Raw genomic sequence first — 16,284 nt, forward strand, 5'->3', positions numbered from 1 at the left:
TCTTTTGTTATTCTTAGTATACGGAAAAATGTTTTCGCATTCATTGCATACAAAGCCTAAATATATACGTTTTTTTTATCCTATATGGACAACACCTTGGTTTTCTGGCATTATAAAATAACAAGAGAAAGAAAAGGAGCCTTATACGATGATTCTAACAGTTTCGAATATATTGCAGTACCAATCCTTCGCTGAAGCGAAAGTACTTTCAGGCAACGTGGGGCTCGCCAACGAAGTGAGTGGTGTCATGGTCATGGAGGCACCGGATATAGAAGCTTGGGGGCGATCTGGACAAATCATTTTAACGAGCTATTTTGCATTGGATAAATTGTCCGATGAGCGTATTGATCTCTTTTTTAGGAAAGCGAAAGATTTGGGAATAAGTGCGTTCATTTTCAAAAAAAGTCGGCTATTGAATGAAATCCCGGTAATTTTCATTGAATCCTGCATGAAGTATCATTTGCCATTAATACAGATTCCTAAAGAAACTTCTTATGAGCGAATTATCCTAGAAGTTTTGGAAACCATCATTAACCGCAAAGCTTACTTGCTGAACAGCTATTACGATATCCATAATCATTTTGTGAAAATGACGCTATCGGAACCCAAAATAATCGATGTTCTGAAAGTATTGCAACAAATGATTCAAAATCCGGTTTCACTTTTTGAAAAAATAAAAGGTACACTGATAGCAACTGACAATCAGTCTACTGATTTCAAAATCATTTCTGAGCAGTATCTGCCTAAAGGACAATTCATGAATTTTGATTACACACAACGCGTTGCAAACTATCCTTACTATGGTTCAGGGGACAATCATACCCAATTAGCCGTCGCCATCCCAAGTTTGGGCTATGAGCAGTATGAACTGATCATCCACGAAATAAATGAACCTGTATCAGATATCGATTTCATGGCCATTGAGAATGCAGTTGGGATCCTTCAGACGGAATTGGTGAAACACTATTCCATCAAACAAACGACCATGAACAAAACGAATGAACTCGGTTCGGATTTGCTTCACGGTCGTATCGAGGATGAAGAGCAATTCGAAGACACCCTGAATCATCTGAATTTGAATAAATCCGACCTACATCGGGTAGTCGTTTTTGAATTTTCTGAAGACGACAGTTCCAAAAATCTCTATTCACCTCTTTCATCGCGCTTCTCGGACACTATCGTCAATTATTCCAAGAAAGAATTCTACACGCTCGTTTATGTTACGCGAAAACACAAAGTCATTCTGATTCTGCCGACCGATACAATCGATTCGGAGTCCTTAAAAAAAAGGTTGGCCTATATCTTAAAAAAAGCGATCGAAACTCCTCCCTTCTCTGGGTTCAAAGCGAACGTCAGCATCAGTGACCCAACGAATCTGAAATCATTGGCTACAGCTTATAAACAGGCGATGGATACGCAAAAAATCATCCATCTAATCAATAAAAATCTGCAAATAAAAGACTATCAAGACATAGGCATCTATCAAATTTTTTCAGAAACCAACAATTTGGACCAATTGGTGCGCTTTATACCGGCAAAAATCAACCAGATGCATAAAGATAACCTGGATTTGCTGTATACATTGGAGGCATTTCTGAACGTCAATCAAAATTATATCGAAGCAGCCGCCTTGTTGTTTGTGCACCCAAAGACCGTCCGTTATCGAATCGAAAAAATCAAGAATTCCTATCAGATCGACTTCAATGATCCCGAAGAAATTCTCCAACTAAGCATTGGTTTAAGACTATTAAAAATCATCAAACAATAAGGAGGCCTATGCCCACAATGACTACCCCACCAGACACTGAAGCGATGACCTTTACGATTTCTAGCATACAATCCGTTCCGCTAGAAGGAAAACTCTTCCATTCCGCGATGAACAGGAAGGATAAAACAATCGTATATCTTCATGGCGGAGGCCTGCTTTACGGAGACAAAAATGATCTCCCCGAGCCTTACCTCAATCTTTTTCTGAGTTCCGGATATGATTTCTTGGCATTGGATTATCCGCTAGCTCCGGAGACGAAATTGCCGGATATTTTAGCCAGCATTCAGAGTGGGCTTCAGTGGTTCCAAACGCATGCTGTTTCTGACCTGTCATTAGACTCAGCAGACTATCTGCTGTTCGGACGCTCAGCGGGGGCTTACTTGGCTTTACTCACAGCAAGCAGCAGCACCGTTAAACCAGTTGCAATCATCAGCTTGTATGGTTATCATTCCTTGCGTGAAGCAAGCTTTAGGATCCCCAGCAGGCATTATCTGGCTTATCAGCGCCTTGTGAAGGCAGACGTAGAGCGCTTGCTTTCTCGTGTCCCGATCGTCACCGGAGAAAAAGAACTGCGTTTCGCTTTATATGTCTATGCCCGACAATCCGGCACTTGGCTTTCTTACCTGATGGACGACATCAAAGAAGCACGCAACTATAGTCTTAACGATGAGCAATTAGCAACGTTACCGCCAACCTATCTAGCAGCAGCTACTGCTGACCCCGACGTTCCTTACCAGCTATCGAAAATACTTAGCCAAAAGATTCCTTTTGCTAAGCTGAGCACCATCGATTCAGAAATACACGACTTTGACCGGGATACCTCGAATCCGCTAGGGCTTGAGGTTTATCGTGATGTTATTGCTTGGCTGGATGAAACGCTCTCAAATTGATTCTGCTCCTATTCACAAAAAAGAAACGTTACAAAACCTTGAAACAGGTTCTGTAACGTTTCTTTTTACTATCCATTTTGCTTATTCGGGAAAGTGGTACGTAGCTTTTTTGTCCAGTTCCACTGTTACTTTACCGCTCTTGATAACCAACAGACGGTCCGGAATGTCAATGACTGCTTCTTGGTAGCGTACGCTGTCAAGGAGAACCAGCGTTGCGTCATTACCTTCTGCAATCCCGTAGTCTACTAATTTTAGTGCTTTTGCCGGACCAGTAGTGATCATCGGCAATACAGTCGGTAAATCATCCGCTCCACCCAGATGCGCGACAGGAACAGCCAACATTGCAACCTGCATCAAGTCACCATTTCCATATGGTGTGAACGGATTGCGGATATTGTTCGTTGCCAACACAACATTGACGCCGCCATCACGAAGTTTACGGATTGGGGTTACAGCACGGCGAACGTTGAATTCATCGTGTCTTCCACCTAAATGAAGATCTGTCATCGGCAAACTCATGACATTGATTTGCGCTTCAGCCATCAATTCGATGATCGGGTTTAATTTTTCATCCGGCAACGCGCCAAGACTCGTTAAATGTCCTACCGATAAACGACCAATGTAGCCTTCTTCGATTACTTTACGGCAAACCATTTCAATTGTTTGCCCTTCTGCATCGTCTTTAAAGTCTTGGTGCAAGTCAATATCTTTATCAAACTCTTTAGCGATTTTGAATACGATATCCAAATGATCTTTAGCATCCGTATCGTTATAAGGAATACCGCCGACCACATCTGCTCCCATCTCCATTGCGCGGTACATCATTTCCTCTGTTCCAGGCGCTTTGATGATGCCCTCTTGCGGAAAAGCCACAACCTGCATGTCCACAAAATCTTTGTATTTTTCTTTCAATTCCATGATTGTTTCAAATCCATGGAAGCCACCTAATGGATCAAATTCCGCATGTGTACGGATGTGCGTAGTCCCGCGTTTGATGATCATTTGCAGGGCTTTTTCAGCACGTTCAGCAACGTCTTCCTTAGTGAAAGTCGATTTTAATTGCGCTGTGACCGAGAGTGCTTCTTGAAGAGTACCTGATTTATTTGGAAGACGATCCGCAATCAATGCTTTATCTAAATGAATATGCGATTCGACTAAACCAGGAATGACTACGCGTCCATTTCCTTCGATGACGCGCGCAGCAGGAACATCGAGCTGGGAGCCTATCTTTATGAACTTCCCATTCTCGATCCCAATATCGACCGTTTCATTCGACTCATCAAGAATTACATTTTTCAACAAAATATCCATAATTTACCTCCGTACCGATTATTTTCTTTATAAAACAAATGATAGAACGACAAGTAATGCCAGAGAAGCCAAAATCCATTTACTGTTTCCTTTAACCACTTGAAGGATCGGAATATCAAAACCGGATGATTGAGCTTGCATCGTAATATTCACGAAACTCATCTGGCTTCCCAGTCCGACACCCATCGTGATGAAACCTACCGCCAATAGCGGAATGTTTAAAGAAACTGCAATCGGCAGAATCAATGTCAGAATTGTCCCAACGTACGCACCTGCTGGAACTCCGACCGCATAACCCGCAATGACAAGTGCAGGCACCAAGAAGTTTTCCGGAGCAAGCTTAGCAGTCTCAACAATCGCACTGAATGCACCTGTTTCTCCGATAATATTGATGAACGTAATGAATATACCCACTTGGAATAAACGCGTCAAAATATAGTTTGACCCCTCAACCAGCGCGGTAGAGGACTGTTTCAAATTGAAATCTGTGCACACTGCAATCAAGCCGATTGTTATGACCAAATATGCCAACGGCCCGAGAATAGGCATACCGATTGCTTTGTTGATTACTGGACCCGCGATTACCGCAAACAAAAGAAAAATTGCCGGAATCGTGTTGATGAATAGTTCTTTATTTGTTTTGTTCTTGATTGCTTCGTCTTCTTCTCCTTGGAATAAAATTTTTCTCTTTTTAGCTCCAAAAAATCCGATAAGAACCGCGATAAGAACAAACAGCAACCAAAACGGACGCATAGTGGAGATGTAATCGGTTATGCTTGCGCCGGTTAAATTCGTTACAATACTGGATTCCAACGAAGCCGGTGACGTTGTGAAAGATACAGCAGCAGCTAAGCACATTGCAGCGATCAACTCAGGAATAGCACCTACGGCAGCGAAAGCCAACGGAGCCAATACCATGGCTGTTCCCCCACCAATACCGGACATATAGGTTGCAGCCGCCATAAGAATAACAATAAATGCAGCAAAATATTCAACCTTTTCACCGATTGCACGACGAACCAATGCTAAAGCGGAGCTGTAGCCCCCAGATTTAAACACGGCTGTAGCGATTGCTGAATTGATGATCGGAACTGTAATCGTCAACATTGTCGGAATGGAAGAAAGCAGTAGTTCATTCGCTCGCGCGAGAGTGATTCCGCCTATCACCATTGCAAGAACCCCACCCACAAAGCCTGCAATCAGCATATCAACCTTCCTGAATAAAAGAACTAAAATGACGATAATCGGGATCACACTTGCAAAAGCCATAAAGCCTTCAGGTGCAGGGATACTTTGGATATCCGACTGCGCAAATGCAAACGTCGGTATTAAAAATGATAAACCTGTGAAAACGGCTAAAAAAGATAAAATCTTCTTCATGTTAGCGTACTCCTTCTTGATAATTATTTTTTACAAAGGAAGCACGAGTTATAAATTTGGCACACATTCATTTTATCGTCCCCCCTGTTTAACACATTATATTTCTCATTGTATCCGCATACAACTGTTATGAAAGATAAAAACCTCTGCCAATTTTATCCTTGGAGGATAAAATTGGCAGGGCCGATTATCCCGATTCGATATTTCTTGGAAAATGATCCCTGAGCTCCCTTGCGTTCGTCAGTGAGAAAATCTTACAGCCGCCAATTCATCCATATATTTAATACACTAATATCAATGATTAATCTATAACCATTTTGAACGAAAGCAGTGGATTTTATATGTATTAAGTCATAGCGCCAGATATGAAAGCGCTATATATTTAAATCAAACGGTTAAAGGAGGTTCTCTTGGTTAGCCTGAACAAGAACAGTCAGGAAATGGGACGGTTTGATAAATGAAGCGATAGATTGCTACAGTTCAATCGCACGGGAGGTATGCTATCTACAATCGAAGCAACAGTTGTGACGCACAAGGAATTGTTATTTCTTTTTAAGGAGGAGTATATATGAAATCTTTAAAGAAAATCAGCATGACCAATCAAATTATGATCGCGATGGTATTCGGTATTGCGGCCGGCTTAATTTTCGGACCGGCGATTGCGCCCATTGCAGTAATCGGGCAAATTTTCCTGCGGCTGATTCAGATGGCAGTGGTGGTTATGATTATGGGCGCAGTGATTGAAGCGGTCGGCACACTCGATCCACAAATATTGGGGAAACTCGGCGGCAAGATGGCTGCTTGGTTTCTCGGCGGGACAGCTCTTGCGGCAACTTTGGGCTTGGTGTTGGGTTATCTGATTCAACCAGGAGCCGGAGTTGATATGCAAATTGATGCCTCTGCAGAAGTTGCGACTATGACCGGCAGTGTCACCGATGTTATTTTAGCGTTTTTCCCGTCGAATGTTGTTCAGTCAATGAGTACGGGGAACATGATTCAAGTCATTATCTTTTCCTTATTATTCGGCTTATCGATCAGTCTGTTGAGTACGCGTCGGGATTTGACAGCGCTGAAAGCAGCGATTTCACAATTAAATGAGGTTATTCTCCAATTAGTCACTACCGTGATGCACTTGGCGCCTTTAGGAATTTTCGCGTTGCTGGCTAATGTCACCGGTGTAATCGGCCTGACCGTGATTTTGCCGTTGGCGAAATTTCTCTTAGCGATGGCAATTGGTTCTGTGATATTCTTAGTTCTATGGATTTCGATCACCAGCGCCATTACTAAAGTGAATCTTGCCCACATTGTTAAGGGCTTGTCGCGCATGACCATAATGGCCTTTACGACGACCTCGTCAGCCATTACGCTTCCGGTCAAGATGGAAGATCAGGAGAACAAACTCGGGGTCAGCCGCCGCATCTCCCAACTGGTCGGTCCTTTGGGCATGGCGATGAACAGTAACGGCTTGTCGCTCTTCCTTGCCATCGCCGCTATCACGTTGGCGCAGTTTTATGGATTGGAATTTACTTTAGCAAATGCGATTCAAACAATCACCTTGTCGACATTGGCCACACTAGGCACAGTGGCGGTTCCCGGCGGCGGGCTGGTTGCCTTAACGATCGTTATCCCGGCACTTGGTTTGCCGCCGGAAAGCATCGGTCTGTTAGCTGGTATCGATTGGTTCTCCGGCATGTTCCGGACGGTACTCAATGTCGATGCCGACGCCACGATTGCCATGATTCTCGCTTACGGCGAAGGAGAACTGGATCACCAAAGCATCAAAGAAGCAAACCTGAACCAAGCAACGGATGTTTCCTGAAATTACTATATACCTATTGAACAAAAAAAAAGCCAAAGTGACAATTAAATGTCGCTTTGGCTTTTTTGTTGACTAATTCACTATATTTTTAAGATGTCTCAATCTAAACTAGACGCGCTCTACAGCAGCTTACTGAACGCGTACACTTTCACCGTTCGTAGCTATGACTTGCTTGTACCAGTCGAAAGATTTTTTCTTGGAGCGTTCGAAAGTGCCGTTACCGTCATTATCCAGATCGACATAGACGAAACCGTAACGCTTTTTCATTTCGCCGGAAGAAGCACTGACGATATCGATCCACCCCCATGGCGTGTAGCCGATCAAGTCCACGCCATCCAGTTCCACCGCTTTGATCATTTCATTGATGTGCGCCGATAAATAGGCGATGCGATAGTCGTCTTTGATGGAACCATCTGCTTCGACTGTGTCATTTGCCCCCAAACCATTTTCAACTATGAACAAAGGTTTTTGGTAACGGTCGTGCAAGGCATTCATGGTGATACGCAACCCTACTGGATCTATTTGCCATCCCCACTCACTGGCTTGCAAGTGCGGGTTGCGCAAAGTAGGAAAGACATTCCCACTTGTGACGTCTGTATCGGGATTCAGTGTACCGATCATTCGCGAAGAGTAATAGCTGAACCCGATGTAGTCCACTGTATTTTTACGCAATAATTCCAAGTCGCCATCTTGCATTTCCAACTCAATGCCTTCACGTTCCATGAATTTCAAGGCATAAGCAGGGTATTCTCCGCGCGATTGCACATCGATGAAGAAAAAGTTATCCTGGTTCTTTTGGTTAGCTGCCAGCACATCGTTCGGATGGCTAGTTTGGGCATAGTATTGCCCTGCCGCTATCATACAGCCGATTTGGAAATCCGGATTGATCTCTTTTGCGATCTTGGTTGCTAACGCTGACGCAATCAACTCATGGTGGGCCGATTGATATAAAACAGCCGTTTTGTTTTCGCCTTCGTCAAAACTGATGCCTGCTCCCATAAACGGCAAGTGCAACAACATATTGATTTCGTTGAATGTCATCCAATAACGTACTTTCCCATTGAAACGTTCGAACAATGCTTTCGCATATTTTGCATAAAAATCGACCATTTTACGGTTCTTCCAAGAGCCATACTTGTTGTATAAATTTAACGGAACGTCAAAGTGGCAAATCGTGATAACAGGTTCGATATGATGCTTCAGTAACTCATCGATCATCATTTCGTAAAAAGCTAACCCTTCTTCGTTCGGCTGCTCTTCTTCACCCGTAGGGAAAATACGCGACCACGCGACTGAGAAACGGTAAGCCTTGAAGCCCATTTCTCCCATCAAGGCGATATCTTCTTTGATGTGTGTGTACATGTCAATCGCTTCGTGGGAGGGATAGAATAATCCCTCCGGAAGTTCTTTGTAGTTACGCAATCCCTGCATCACTGCTGAGCGGTATTCCCCTTGAGGGATGACATCCACCGTGCCCAGCCCTTTACCACCCGATAAATAGCCCCCTTCTGCTTGATTCGCGGCTGTTGCGCCACCCCATAAAAAGTCTTTTCTCATTGCTGCCAAATCCTTGTCCCCCTTGATGCATTTATATGGAATTCATTATTTAATCACTTTTATGATGGAATCTCCAGCATTGACTTTGTCTTCGCCTGTACTTAAGATTTCGCTGAAATCAGTTGTGTTGGTGATCACGATAGGTGTGATGATATCGTAGCCTGCAGCTTTAATAGCTTCTAAGTCAGCTTCAACAATGGGCGTACCGACTGTTACCCGTTGGCCTGCTTGCGCTAATTGCTTGAAGTGTTCGCCTTTTAATTGAACTGTGTCTAAACCGATATGAATCAAAATTTCAATGCCTTCATCTGTCCTTAAACCGATCGCATGTTTTGTTTCGAATATTGTAACGATTTCACCGTTGATCGGTGATTTGATCAAGCCATCTGTTGGCATGATTGCAACGCCTTGTCCAAGAATAGCCTGCGCAAAGATAGGATCATCCACTTGCGATAAAGGTACAACCTGACCGGCCATTGGAGCAACGATGCTATCTTGTGTCAGAAAATCTGAATGAGTCGCTGATGGGTTCGCTGCAGCTGTTGCAACTGTTTGTGCAGTGGTTGTTTCAACCGGCTGTACAGCATCCAGTGTTTCTTCATCTCGATATAATATATACGTCACTACGAAAGAAACGATAACTGAAATCACTAATGTAGCAGCCGCTACATAGAAAGAATGTAACGTATTCTCACCGATGTAACTTCCCAAACTCAGTAGGCCTGGTGAACCGCCGGCATAGTTACGTGCACCGAAGATACCCATAATGAAACCACCGATACCACCCGCAATCATCGTACCAGTCAGCGCTGCTTTGTTCTGCAGGGTCACACCGAATAAGGCCGGTTCCGTAATTCCCATGATAGCTGTCAGACCTGCTGATGAAGCCATTGCTTTTTTATTGGTATCTTTTGTTTTGAAAGCAATTGCGAGCGCAGCACCACCCTGAGCAACGTTTGACGCTAACATACCGTTTGAAGCTACTGTGTCATAACCAATTGTTGCACGATTGTTTATCCCGATCGAGACTAAACCATAGTGAGTACCCGTCATAACAAGTAAAGGTGAGAAAGTACCTACGACAGTAGGAACAACCCAACCGCCGAATGTTTCCAACCAGCGGAAGAAATCCGCCAAGTAATTACCCAACACGGAGCCCAAGGGTCCTAATACAGTCAATCCGATTACGCCCGTAAATAAAGTCGCAATCAATGGCACTGTAAAGAATTTTACCGTTTTATGCGAGATACGATCTGCAAAACGCTCCACGTAACCCAATAGTCCTACTGATAAAATGACCGGAATAACCGATGACGAATATCCTACAGCTTGAATCGGCAGACCAAACAGACTGATTCCTTCGCCAGTTTCTTTCGCAATGTTGACCATCCCTGTGAAGTTTGGATGCAAGAAAATTGCTCCCACCAACATCCCTAAGTAAGGATTTGCTTTGAATTGACGCGCTGCAGTCCCCCCGATGAAAATCGGTAAGAAGTAGAATCCAGCATCTCCGATAAAGTTCAAGATTTGATAGTTCATGTCGGTATTTTCTGTGATTTTCAGGACCGTCAAAATGGACAACACCGCTTTGATCAAACCGGCAGCAGTGATTACAGGCAAAATCGGTGTGAAGATACCTGAAATGGCGGCAATCACTTTTTCAAATCGGGTTTGGTTTTCCGGGGCCTCGGAAGTTGCACCTGTTTTACTTTCCAGATTACTTTGTTCGTTGATGCTCCTGTAGACCTTACCGACATCACTTCCGATAATGACCTGGTATTGTCCCCCTTTGTTGACTACCCCTACTACGCCCGGTGTGTTCTTCAATATTTCCATATTCGCTTTACTGGTATCGGCTAACTTAAAACGCAAACGCGTTGCACAGTGGGTCAATTCATTCACATTCGCTTCTCCGCCCACATTTTCCAATATCGTCTTGCCTAAATCTTTATAATCCAACTTACTCCCAACTTTCCTTTTTTAATTTTTTCCAAACAAAAATACCCAAATAAAGACTAGGCCGCTTAAGCGGTAGCATTTACTTGGGTATAGCCTAATTAAATAGTAACAATCCCGTTTATTATTGATTAATGACACGACGGATATGAATCGTTAAATAAATGATTTCATTATCGGTCAATGAACGTCCAAAATCCTGCTCAATGAACTTTTCAATCTTTAAGGCACACTTGTATTCGTCCATATACCGTTCTTTTAGGGCCAGCATAAAGCTATCTTCATCATCTTTTAACTCGGTACCACTGATGATGCGTTGAACAAAAAACTTTAAATGGGTTACAAAGCGCTCATAATGGATCGAATACTCGTTCAGATCAATATTAAAGTGATACTTCACGATATTCAGTATACTCTGAACCGTCTGCGCCAACTGTGCCGCCTTCTCGATCCCAAGTGAATCCATTGTCGCATTGACGAAATGAAGCGCAATGAAGCCCGCCTCATCTTCTGGCAATTTTATGCCGATTCGTTGTTCGATGATCGTTAAGGCTTCTTTGCCGATCAGATACTCATGATTGTAGAACCGTTTGATTTCCCAAAGCAACGCATTCTCAATCGCAATCCCTTCTCTGAATCGTTCTACCGCAAAACTGATATGATCGGTCAAGGTCAAATAAATATTATCGCTTAATCTTTTCCCTAGCGAAGCACGTGCAAAACCTACAATTTCATTCGTCAGTTGAATAATTTCAATTGGGACCGATGCCAATATCTCAGCCAACTTATTTGATGAGGTATTGTCTTCGCTGACATACACTTGGCTGATCAGAGATTCATCAATTTCCGTTCCGACGTCTTTTTTAAAGCCAATCCCTTTTCCCATCACGATCAATTCTTGATTTCTGTCATTTCGCGATTTGACTAAATTATTATTTATGATTTTCTCAATTTTCATCTGAGTCCTCTCTTTTCAACAAAAAAAAGCAAGCCTCCCCCTCTCTCAATAGTTAATAAACAATGGTTTTGTTTATTCATCCATTTAAAGTGGTGTAGCCTGCTTTACCAGTAACAACCCATCCTGTTAAATCTTCTAGAGGAATCTTAACAAATAATTAGTGCTATTGCAAGCCTTTTCCTGAAAGTTTTGAGACGCCACTAACTAATCCCCAAAATTTCAGCAGATAATTTATTCTTGCGTAGCATTTTCTGGTATTATATCCTTATGACATTTTAATGGAGGAAATGAACCATGTTGAAATTTGAACAAAAATTACGGGGAAATGTAGCCTTAGGCGTAAACCCGCTTGGATGCAAGCAAGAAGTACTGAATCAAATCGAATATGTGAAAAATAAAGGAACTTATCAGGGACCGAAAAAGGTCTTGATCATCGGGGCGTCATCAAGCTATGGCTTGGCTACCCGAATCAGCCTGGCATTCGGTGCAGGAGCGGATACGATCGGCGTTTCTTATGAAAAAGGACCGAAAAACGAACGGTCGCTGGGTACAGCCGGCTGGTACAACAATATCGCTTTCCGCGAAGCGGCTGAAAAAGAAGATCTGATCGCCAAAAACTTTGTACAGGACGCCTTCAGCCACGAAAGCAAGCAAGAAGTCATCGAGTATATCAAGAACGAGTTCGGGGGCAAAGTGGACCTGGTCGTTTATAGCTTGGCAAGCGGCAGAAGGACTGATCCCGATACAGGAGAGACGTACACTTCCGCAATCAAAGCCCTTGGGGAGCCAGTGGTTGGCCCTAATATCAATATGCAAAATCAGGATTTCTATACGGAAACGCTGGAACCAGCAACTGACCAAGAAATCGCTGGTACGCTCAAAGTTATGGGTGGAGAAGACTGGCAATTATGGATGGAAGCGTTGAAAGAAGCCGATGTATTGGCCGATGGGGTTCTCACGACAAATTACTCTTATTTGGGAACAGAGCTGAACCGTCCTTACTATGGTGGCGGCACCCTTGGTCTTGCTAAAGCAGACTGTGATGAAAAGGCGAAGACTATCAATGCGTTTTTGGCTGACATCAACGGAAAAGCTCAAATTGTCGTGGCCACTGCCGTTACCACCAAAGCAAGCTCGGTCATTCCGTTTTTCCCGGTTTATTGCATCGGTCTTTACAAAGTCATGACGGAAAAAGGCACCCACGAAACACCGATCATGCACATCGACCGCATCTATCGCGACATGGTTTATGGTACTAAGGCTGAGTATGACGAAGCTGGCCGCCTGAGACCGGATAGCTGGGAACTTGACAGCGACACGCAAGCCCAAACGAAGGCACTGATCCAACAATTGAATAAAGAGAATTTCAATACCGAACTAGCAGCTTATGACATCCTTTATAAAGAGTTTTCAATTTTAAGTGGATTCATGGTTGATGGCTATATTGAGCAAGACGTGACGATTGAAGAATTGAAGGCATTGGAATATTAAATTATTTCAGTGACTCCAATCAAACTTTATCCACAACAATGAATGAAAAGTCTTGGCTCTGAGAGTCAAGACTTTTCTGCTTCTATAAAAGAAAGAAGGAAAACGAATATGTTCAGAATAAAAAATTTTGAAGATAATAATGACGTGAAGATTGTCGAAGAGCTGGGCGCTTTTAAGGTAGTGGAATATTTGAAAGATTTGAGTGTCGATCATCTGACAGCTCAAGCTGCATACTACGCGTCTGAAATGAACGTCAGAAGAAGACAGTTGGTATGCGATGTCAGCCGTTCCGACATTACCGTTCAATCAGGAGCTATGCAGTGGATGGTGGGGAATGTCAGTGCTACGACAGGTATTAAAGGCGTGGGCGATTTTTTTGGAAAAGCTCTTCGAGGAAAGGTTACCAATGAATCTGCAATTAAGCCTGAATACACCGGAACCGGCAAACTCGTATTAGAGCCAACCTACAAGCATATTTTGCTTATTGATGTTGATGACTGGAATGGCTCAATAGTGATCGAAGATGGATTGTTTTTGGCTTGCGATTCAGAATTGAACCATAAAGCCGTTATGAGGTCTAACCTTTCTTCTGTTGCAATGGGCGGAGAAGGTCTTTTCAACCTAGGTCTTTCTGGTGGAGGAATTGTCGCACTTGAATCGTATGTACCCAGAGAAGAACTGATAGAAATAGAGTTGGAAAATGATGAATTGAAGATTGATGGAAATATGGCGATCGCTTGGTCCGGCAGCCTAGAATTTACAGTATCAAGATCGGGCCAGACACTACTGGGTTCAGCCGCATCCGGCGAAGGTTTGGTTAACGTCTATCGCGGAACAGGCAAAGTTTTGATGGCGCCCGTTCTTCGATAAATCTTGCTGCAATATGGTTGTCAACACCAATTCGTTTACGAATCCAGCAATACTTGAGTTCATTCAAAAAGGATCGGAACAAAGTGTATCAAAAACACTTTGCTCCGATCCTTTTTCTTATCTGCCGGGATTGATTCCCAGTGAAATGCGGCCGTAGCGAGTGATGCGATCCAACACCCAGCCGGGACTCCACACAATCTTAATTTTTAACTCATTGACGAAATCCAGCGGCTCAAGCTGTTCATGGACTCCCTTCAAAATATGCTCCGAACAAGAACAGCCGGCGCCTGTGAACGTTAATCGGACAGTACAACCCCCATCATCATCCAGGTCGATGCCATAAATCAATCCGAGATTGACGATATCGAGGCCGATTTCCGTATCCATGACGCTCATCAGTTTTTCTTCCAGTTCTTCCTTGTGCTGATCGGCTAGACCAGTGTACGTGATGCCCTTTTCCACTATGCGGCACCCTCCTTTACTTTTCCTCAAATGGATTGCGGTTGAAGAAGTCGGTGACGGCACCTTTCGATGCGGAGGACACGATGTGCGCGTATTTGCCCAGGACACCCCGTGTTTTTAAAGGCGGCAATACCAGTTTTCCGCGTCGCTTGGCCAACTCTTCATCGGATACGTTCATCGTCAATTCGCGTGTATCCTGGTCAATGATGATCGTGTCATTCGTTTCCAGCAAGGCAATCGGGCCACCATCTTGTGCCTCCGGTGCGACATGCCCAACCACGAATCCATGTGAACCACCTGAAAAACGGCCATCCGTAATCAGACAAACTTTGATGCCTTTGCCGGAAATGATGCTTGATAAGGACAACATTTCTGGCATACCCGGCCCACCTTTTGGCCCGACAAACCTGACAACCACCACGTCTCCGTCGACAATCTCACCATTCAGGGTCGCTTCGATTGCCGCTTCTTCGGTGTTGAAAACCTTCGCTGGCCCTTCATGGCGACGTTCCTTCAGTCCGGAAACTTTGACGACAGCGCCATCCGGGGCAAGATTCCCTTTCAAGACAATCAACGGGCCATCTTTACGTTTTGGATTTTCAAGCGTCATAATCACGTCCTGGCCTTCTGCCAACGGTGCTGCATTTTCCAGATTTTCCGCCAGTGTCTTTCCGGTTACGGTCAAACAGTCACCGTGCAGCAAGCCGTTATCAAGCAAGTATTTTTGAACAGCGGGCACCCCTCCGACATTGTATAGATCTTGGAAGACATATTTTCCCGAAGGTTTCAGATTGGCCAAATGCGGTACCCGTTTTTGGATATCATTGAAGTCCTCAATCGCAAATTCCACCTCAGCGGCATGGGCAATTGCCAATATATGCAAGATGGCATTAGTCGATCCGCCCAATGCCATCGTGATCACCACGGCATTTTCCAGAGATTTACGCGTGATGATGTCGCGCGGACGGATATTTTTTTCGATCAAGCCGATGATTGCTTCGCCTGCTTCGAAGACATCCTTCAATTTATCACCGGTTGCAGCAGGATTTGACGATGACCCCGGCAAGCCCAGCCCCATCGTTTCAATCGCCGATGCCATTGTGTTGGCCGTATACATCCCGCCGCAAGCCCCTGGTCCAGGACAGGCGTTGCATTCGATCGCCCGTACTTCTTCTTCCGTCATTTCGCCGTTGTTCCACTTTCCGATGGCTTCAAAAACGGATACGAGGTCGATGTCGTTGCCATCCTCATCTTGCCCCGGAGCGATCGTGCCCCCATAAACAAAAATGGATGGAATGTTCGCATTGGCCATCGCAATGACAGAGCCCGGCATGTTCTTGTCACAGCCGCCGATGCTGATGAATGCGTCCAGATTTTGGCCGCCGACCGCAATTTCGATCGAATCCGCAATCAGATCACGCGAAGGCAACGAATAACTCATTCCCGGTGTGCCCATGGCGATGCCATCCGAAACAGTCACTGTCGTAAACTGGATTGGCCAACCGCGCTGCTTCTTGATGCCGTCTTTTGCGATTGCAGCCAAGTCATTCAAGTGGATATTGCAAGGTGTGTTCTCTGCCCAAGTACTGATCACTCCGACCATAGGCTTTTTAAAGTCTTCGTCATGCATGCCTGTCGCGCGTAGCATCGCACGGTTTGGCGACTTCACAACCCCATCGTAAACGAAGCTGTTTATGCGTAGATCTTTTTTGTTTTTTTCATTATCCATCCCAAAGCCCTCCCAGATTTTTCATGCGCAAAGCTACTTACTATTAATCGAATTGTAGCATTTTTGCCGATAAAAAACTATCGGGGTACACCC

Annotated in this window: 12 protein-coding genes; 5 read left to right on the top strand and 7 right to left on the bottom strand. The window is 44.1% G+C overall.

Going from position 1 to position 16,284, the window contains the following annotated elements:
• The first annotated feature begins 148 nt into the window (after nt 1-148).
• Nucleotides 149-1,768, top strand: a complete 1,620-nt coding sequence (locus tag C8U37_RS11545; RefSeq protein ID WP_108033376.1) for a PucR family transcriptional regulator — start codon at nt 149-151, stop codon at nt 1,766-1,768.
• Nucleotides 1,769-1,785: 17 nt separating this feature from the next.
• Nucleotides 1,786-2,658, top strand: coding sequence for an alpha/beta hydrolase (locus tag C8U37_RS11550; protein WP_170100278.1), 873 nt, complete (start codon nt 1,786-1,788; stop codon nt 2,656-2,658).
• An 81-nt stretch (nt 2,659-2,739) separates the two neighbouring features.
• Here C8U37_RS11550 and C8U37_RS11555 read toward each other — a convergent pair whose 3' ends face one another.
• Together C8U37_RS11555 and C8U37_RS11560 are read right to left on the bottom strand one after the other, a co-directional pair.
• Nucleotides 2,740-3,969: an amidohydrolase family protein gene (locus tag C8U37_RS11555; protein WP_108033378.1), complete on the bottom strand. Its 1,230-nt coding sequence runs from the start codon at nt 3,967-3,969 to the stop codon at nt 2,740-2,742.
• Between the two features lie 27 nt (nt 3,970-3,996).
• On the bottom strand, nt 3,997-5,349 hold the full coding sequence (locus C8U37_RS11560; RefSeq protein ID WP_108033379.1) for a citrate transporter: 1,353 nt from the start codon (nt 5,347-5,349) through the stop codon (nt 3,997-3,999).
• Between the two features lie 568 nt (nt 5,350-5,917).
• On the opposite strand from C8U37_RS11560, the gene C8U37_RS11565 reads away from it, so the two are divergent.
• Nucleotides 5,918-7,168 carry a dicarboxylate/amino acid:cation symporter gene (locus C8U37_RS11565; RefSeq protein ID WP_108033380.1) on the top strand — a complete coding sequence of 417 codons (1,251 nt, stop codon included), beginning with the start codon at nt 5,918-5,920 and terminating at the stop codon, nt 7,166-7,168.
• 129 nt (nt 7,169-7,297) lie between these two features.
• Here C8U37_RS11565 and C8U37_RS11570 read toward each other — a convergent pair whose 3' ends face one another.
• The 3 genes from C8U37_RS11570 to licT all read right to left on the bottom strand — a co-directional run bounded on the left by C8U37_RS11570 (nt 7,298) and on the right by licT (nt 11,639).
• The gene (locus C8U37_RS11570) at nt 7,298-8,725 is read right to left on the bottom strand and encodes a 6-phospho-beta-glucosidase (protein WP_170100281.1); all 1,428 of its coding nucleotides are present in this window, start codon (nt 8,723-8,725) and stop codon (nt 7,298-7,300) included.
• Between the two features lie 45 nt (nt 8,726-8,770).
• Nucleotides 8,771-10,684 (bottom strand): beta-glucoside-specific PTS transporter subunit IIABC, encoded by a 1,914-nt coding sequence (locus tag C8U37_RS11575; RefSeq protein ID WP_108033382.1) that lies wholly within the window; start codon nt 10,682-10,684, stop codon nt 8,771-8,773.
• A gap of 121 nt (nt 10,685-10,805) precedes the next feature.
• A complete protein-coding gene (gene licT, locus C8U37_RS11580; RefSeq protein WP_108033383.1) occupies nt 10,806-11,639 on the bottom strand; it encodes a BglG family transcription antiterminator LicT in 834 nt (277 codons plus the stop codon).
• A gap of 294 nt (nt 11,640-11,933) precedes the next feature.
• On the opposite strand from licT, the gene fabV reads away from it, so the two are divergent.
• Together fabV and C8U37_RS11590 are read left to right on the top strand one after the other, a co-directional pair.
• Nucleotides 11,934-13,130: an enoyl-ACP reductase FabV gene (gene fabV / locus C8U37_RS11585; protein ID WP_211306222.1), complete on the top strand. Its 1,197-nt coding sequence runs from the start codon at nt 11,934-11,936 to the stop codon at nt 13,128-13,130.
• Nucleotides 13,131-13,238: 108 nt separating this feature from the next.
• A complete protein-coding gene (locus C8U37_RS11590) occupies nt 13,239-14,000 on the top strand; it encodes an AIM24 family protein (protein WP_108033384.1) in 762 nt (253 codons plus the stop codon).
• Nucleotides 14,001-14,117: 117 nt separating this feature from the next.
• Here C8U37_RS11590 and C8U37_RS11595 read toward each other — a convergent pair whose 3' ends face one another.
• Both C8U37_RS11595 and ilvD read right to left on the bottom strand, forming a co-directional pair.
• Nucleotides 14,118-14,462, bottom strand: coding sequence for a metal-sulfur cluster assembly factor (locus C8U37_RS11595; RefSeq protein WP_245879830.1), 345 nt, complete (start codon nt 14,460-14,462; stop codon nt 14,118-14,120).
• Between the two features lie 16 nt (nt 14,463-14,478).
• On the bottom strand, nt 14,479-16,191 hold the full coding sequence (gene ilvD, locus C8U37_RS11600; RefSeq protein ID WP_108033385.1) for a dihydroxy-acid dehydratase: 1,713 nt from the start codon (nt 16,189-16,191) through the stop codon (nt 14,479-14,481).
• Nucleotides 16,192-16,284 lie beyond the last annotated feature (93 nt).

Origin of the sequence: Trichococcus patagoniensis (assembly GCF_003051085.1) — a bacterium.
In the GTDB taxonomy this organism is placed as follows: Bacteria; Bacillota; Bacilli; order Lactobacillales; family Aerococcaceae; genus Trichococcus; species Trichococcus patagoniensis.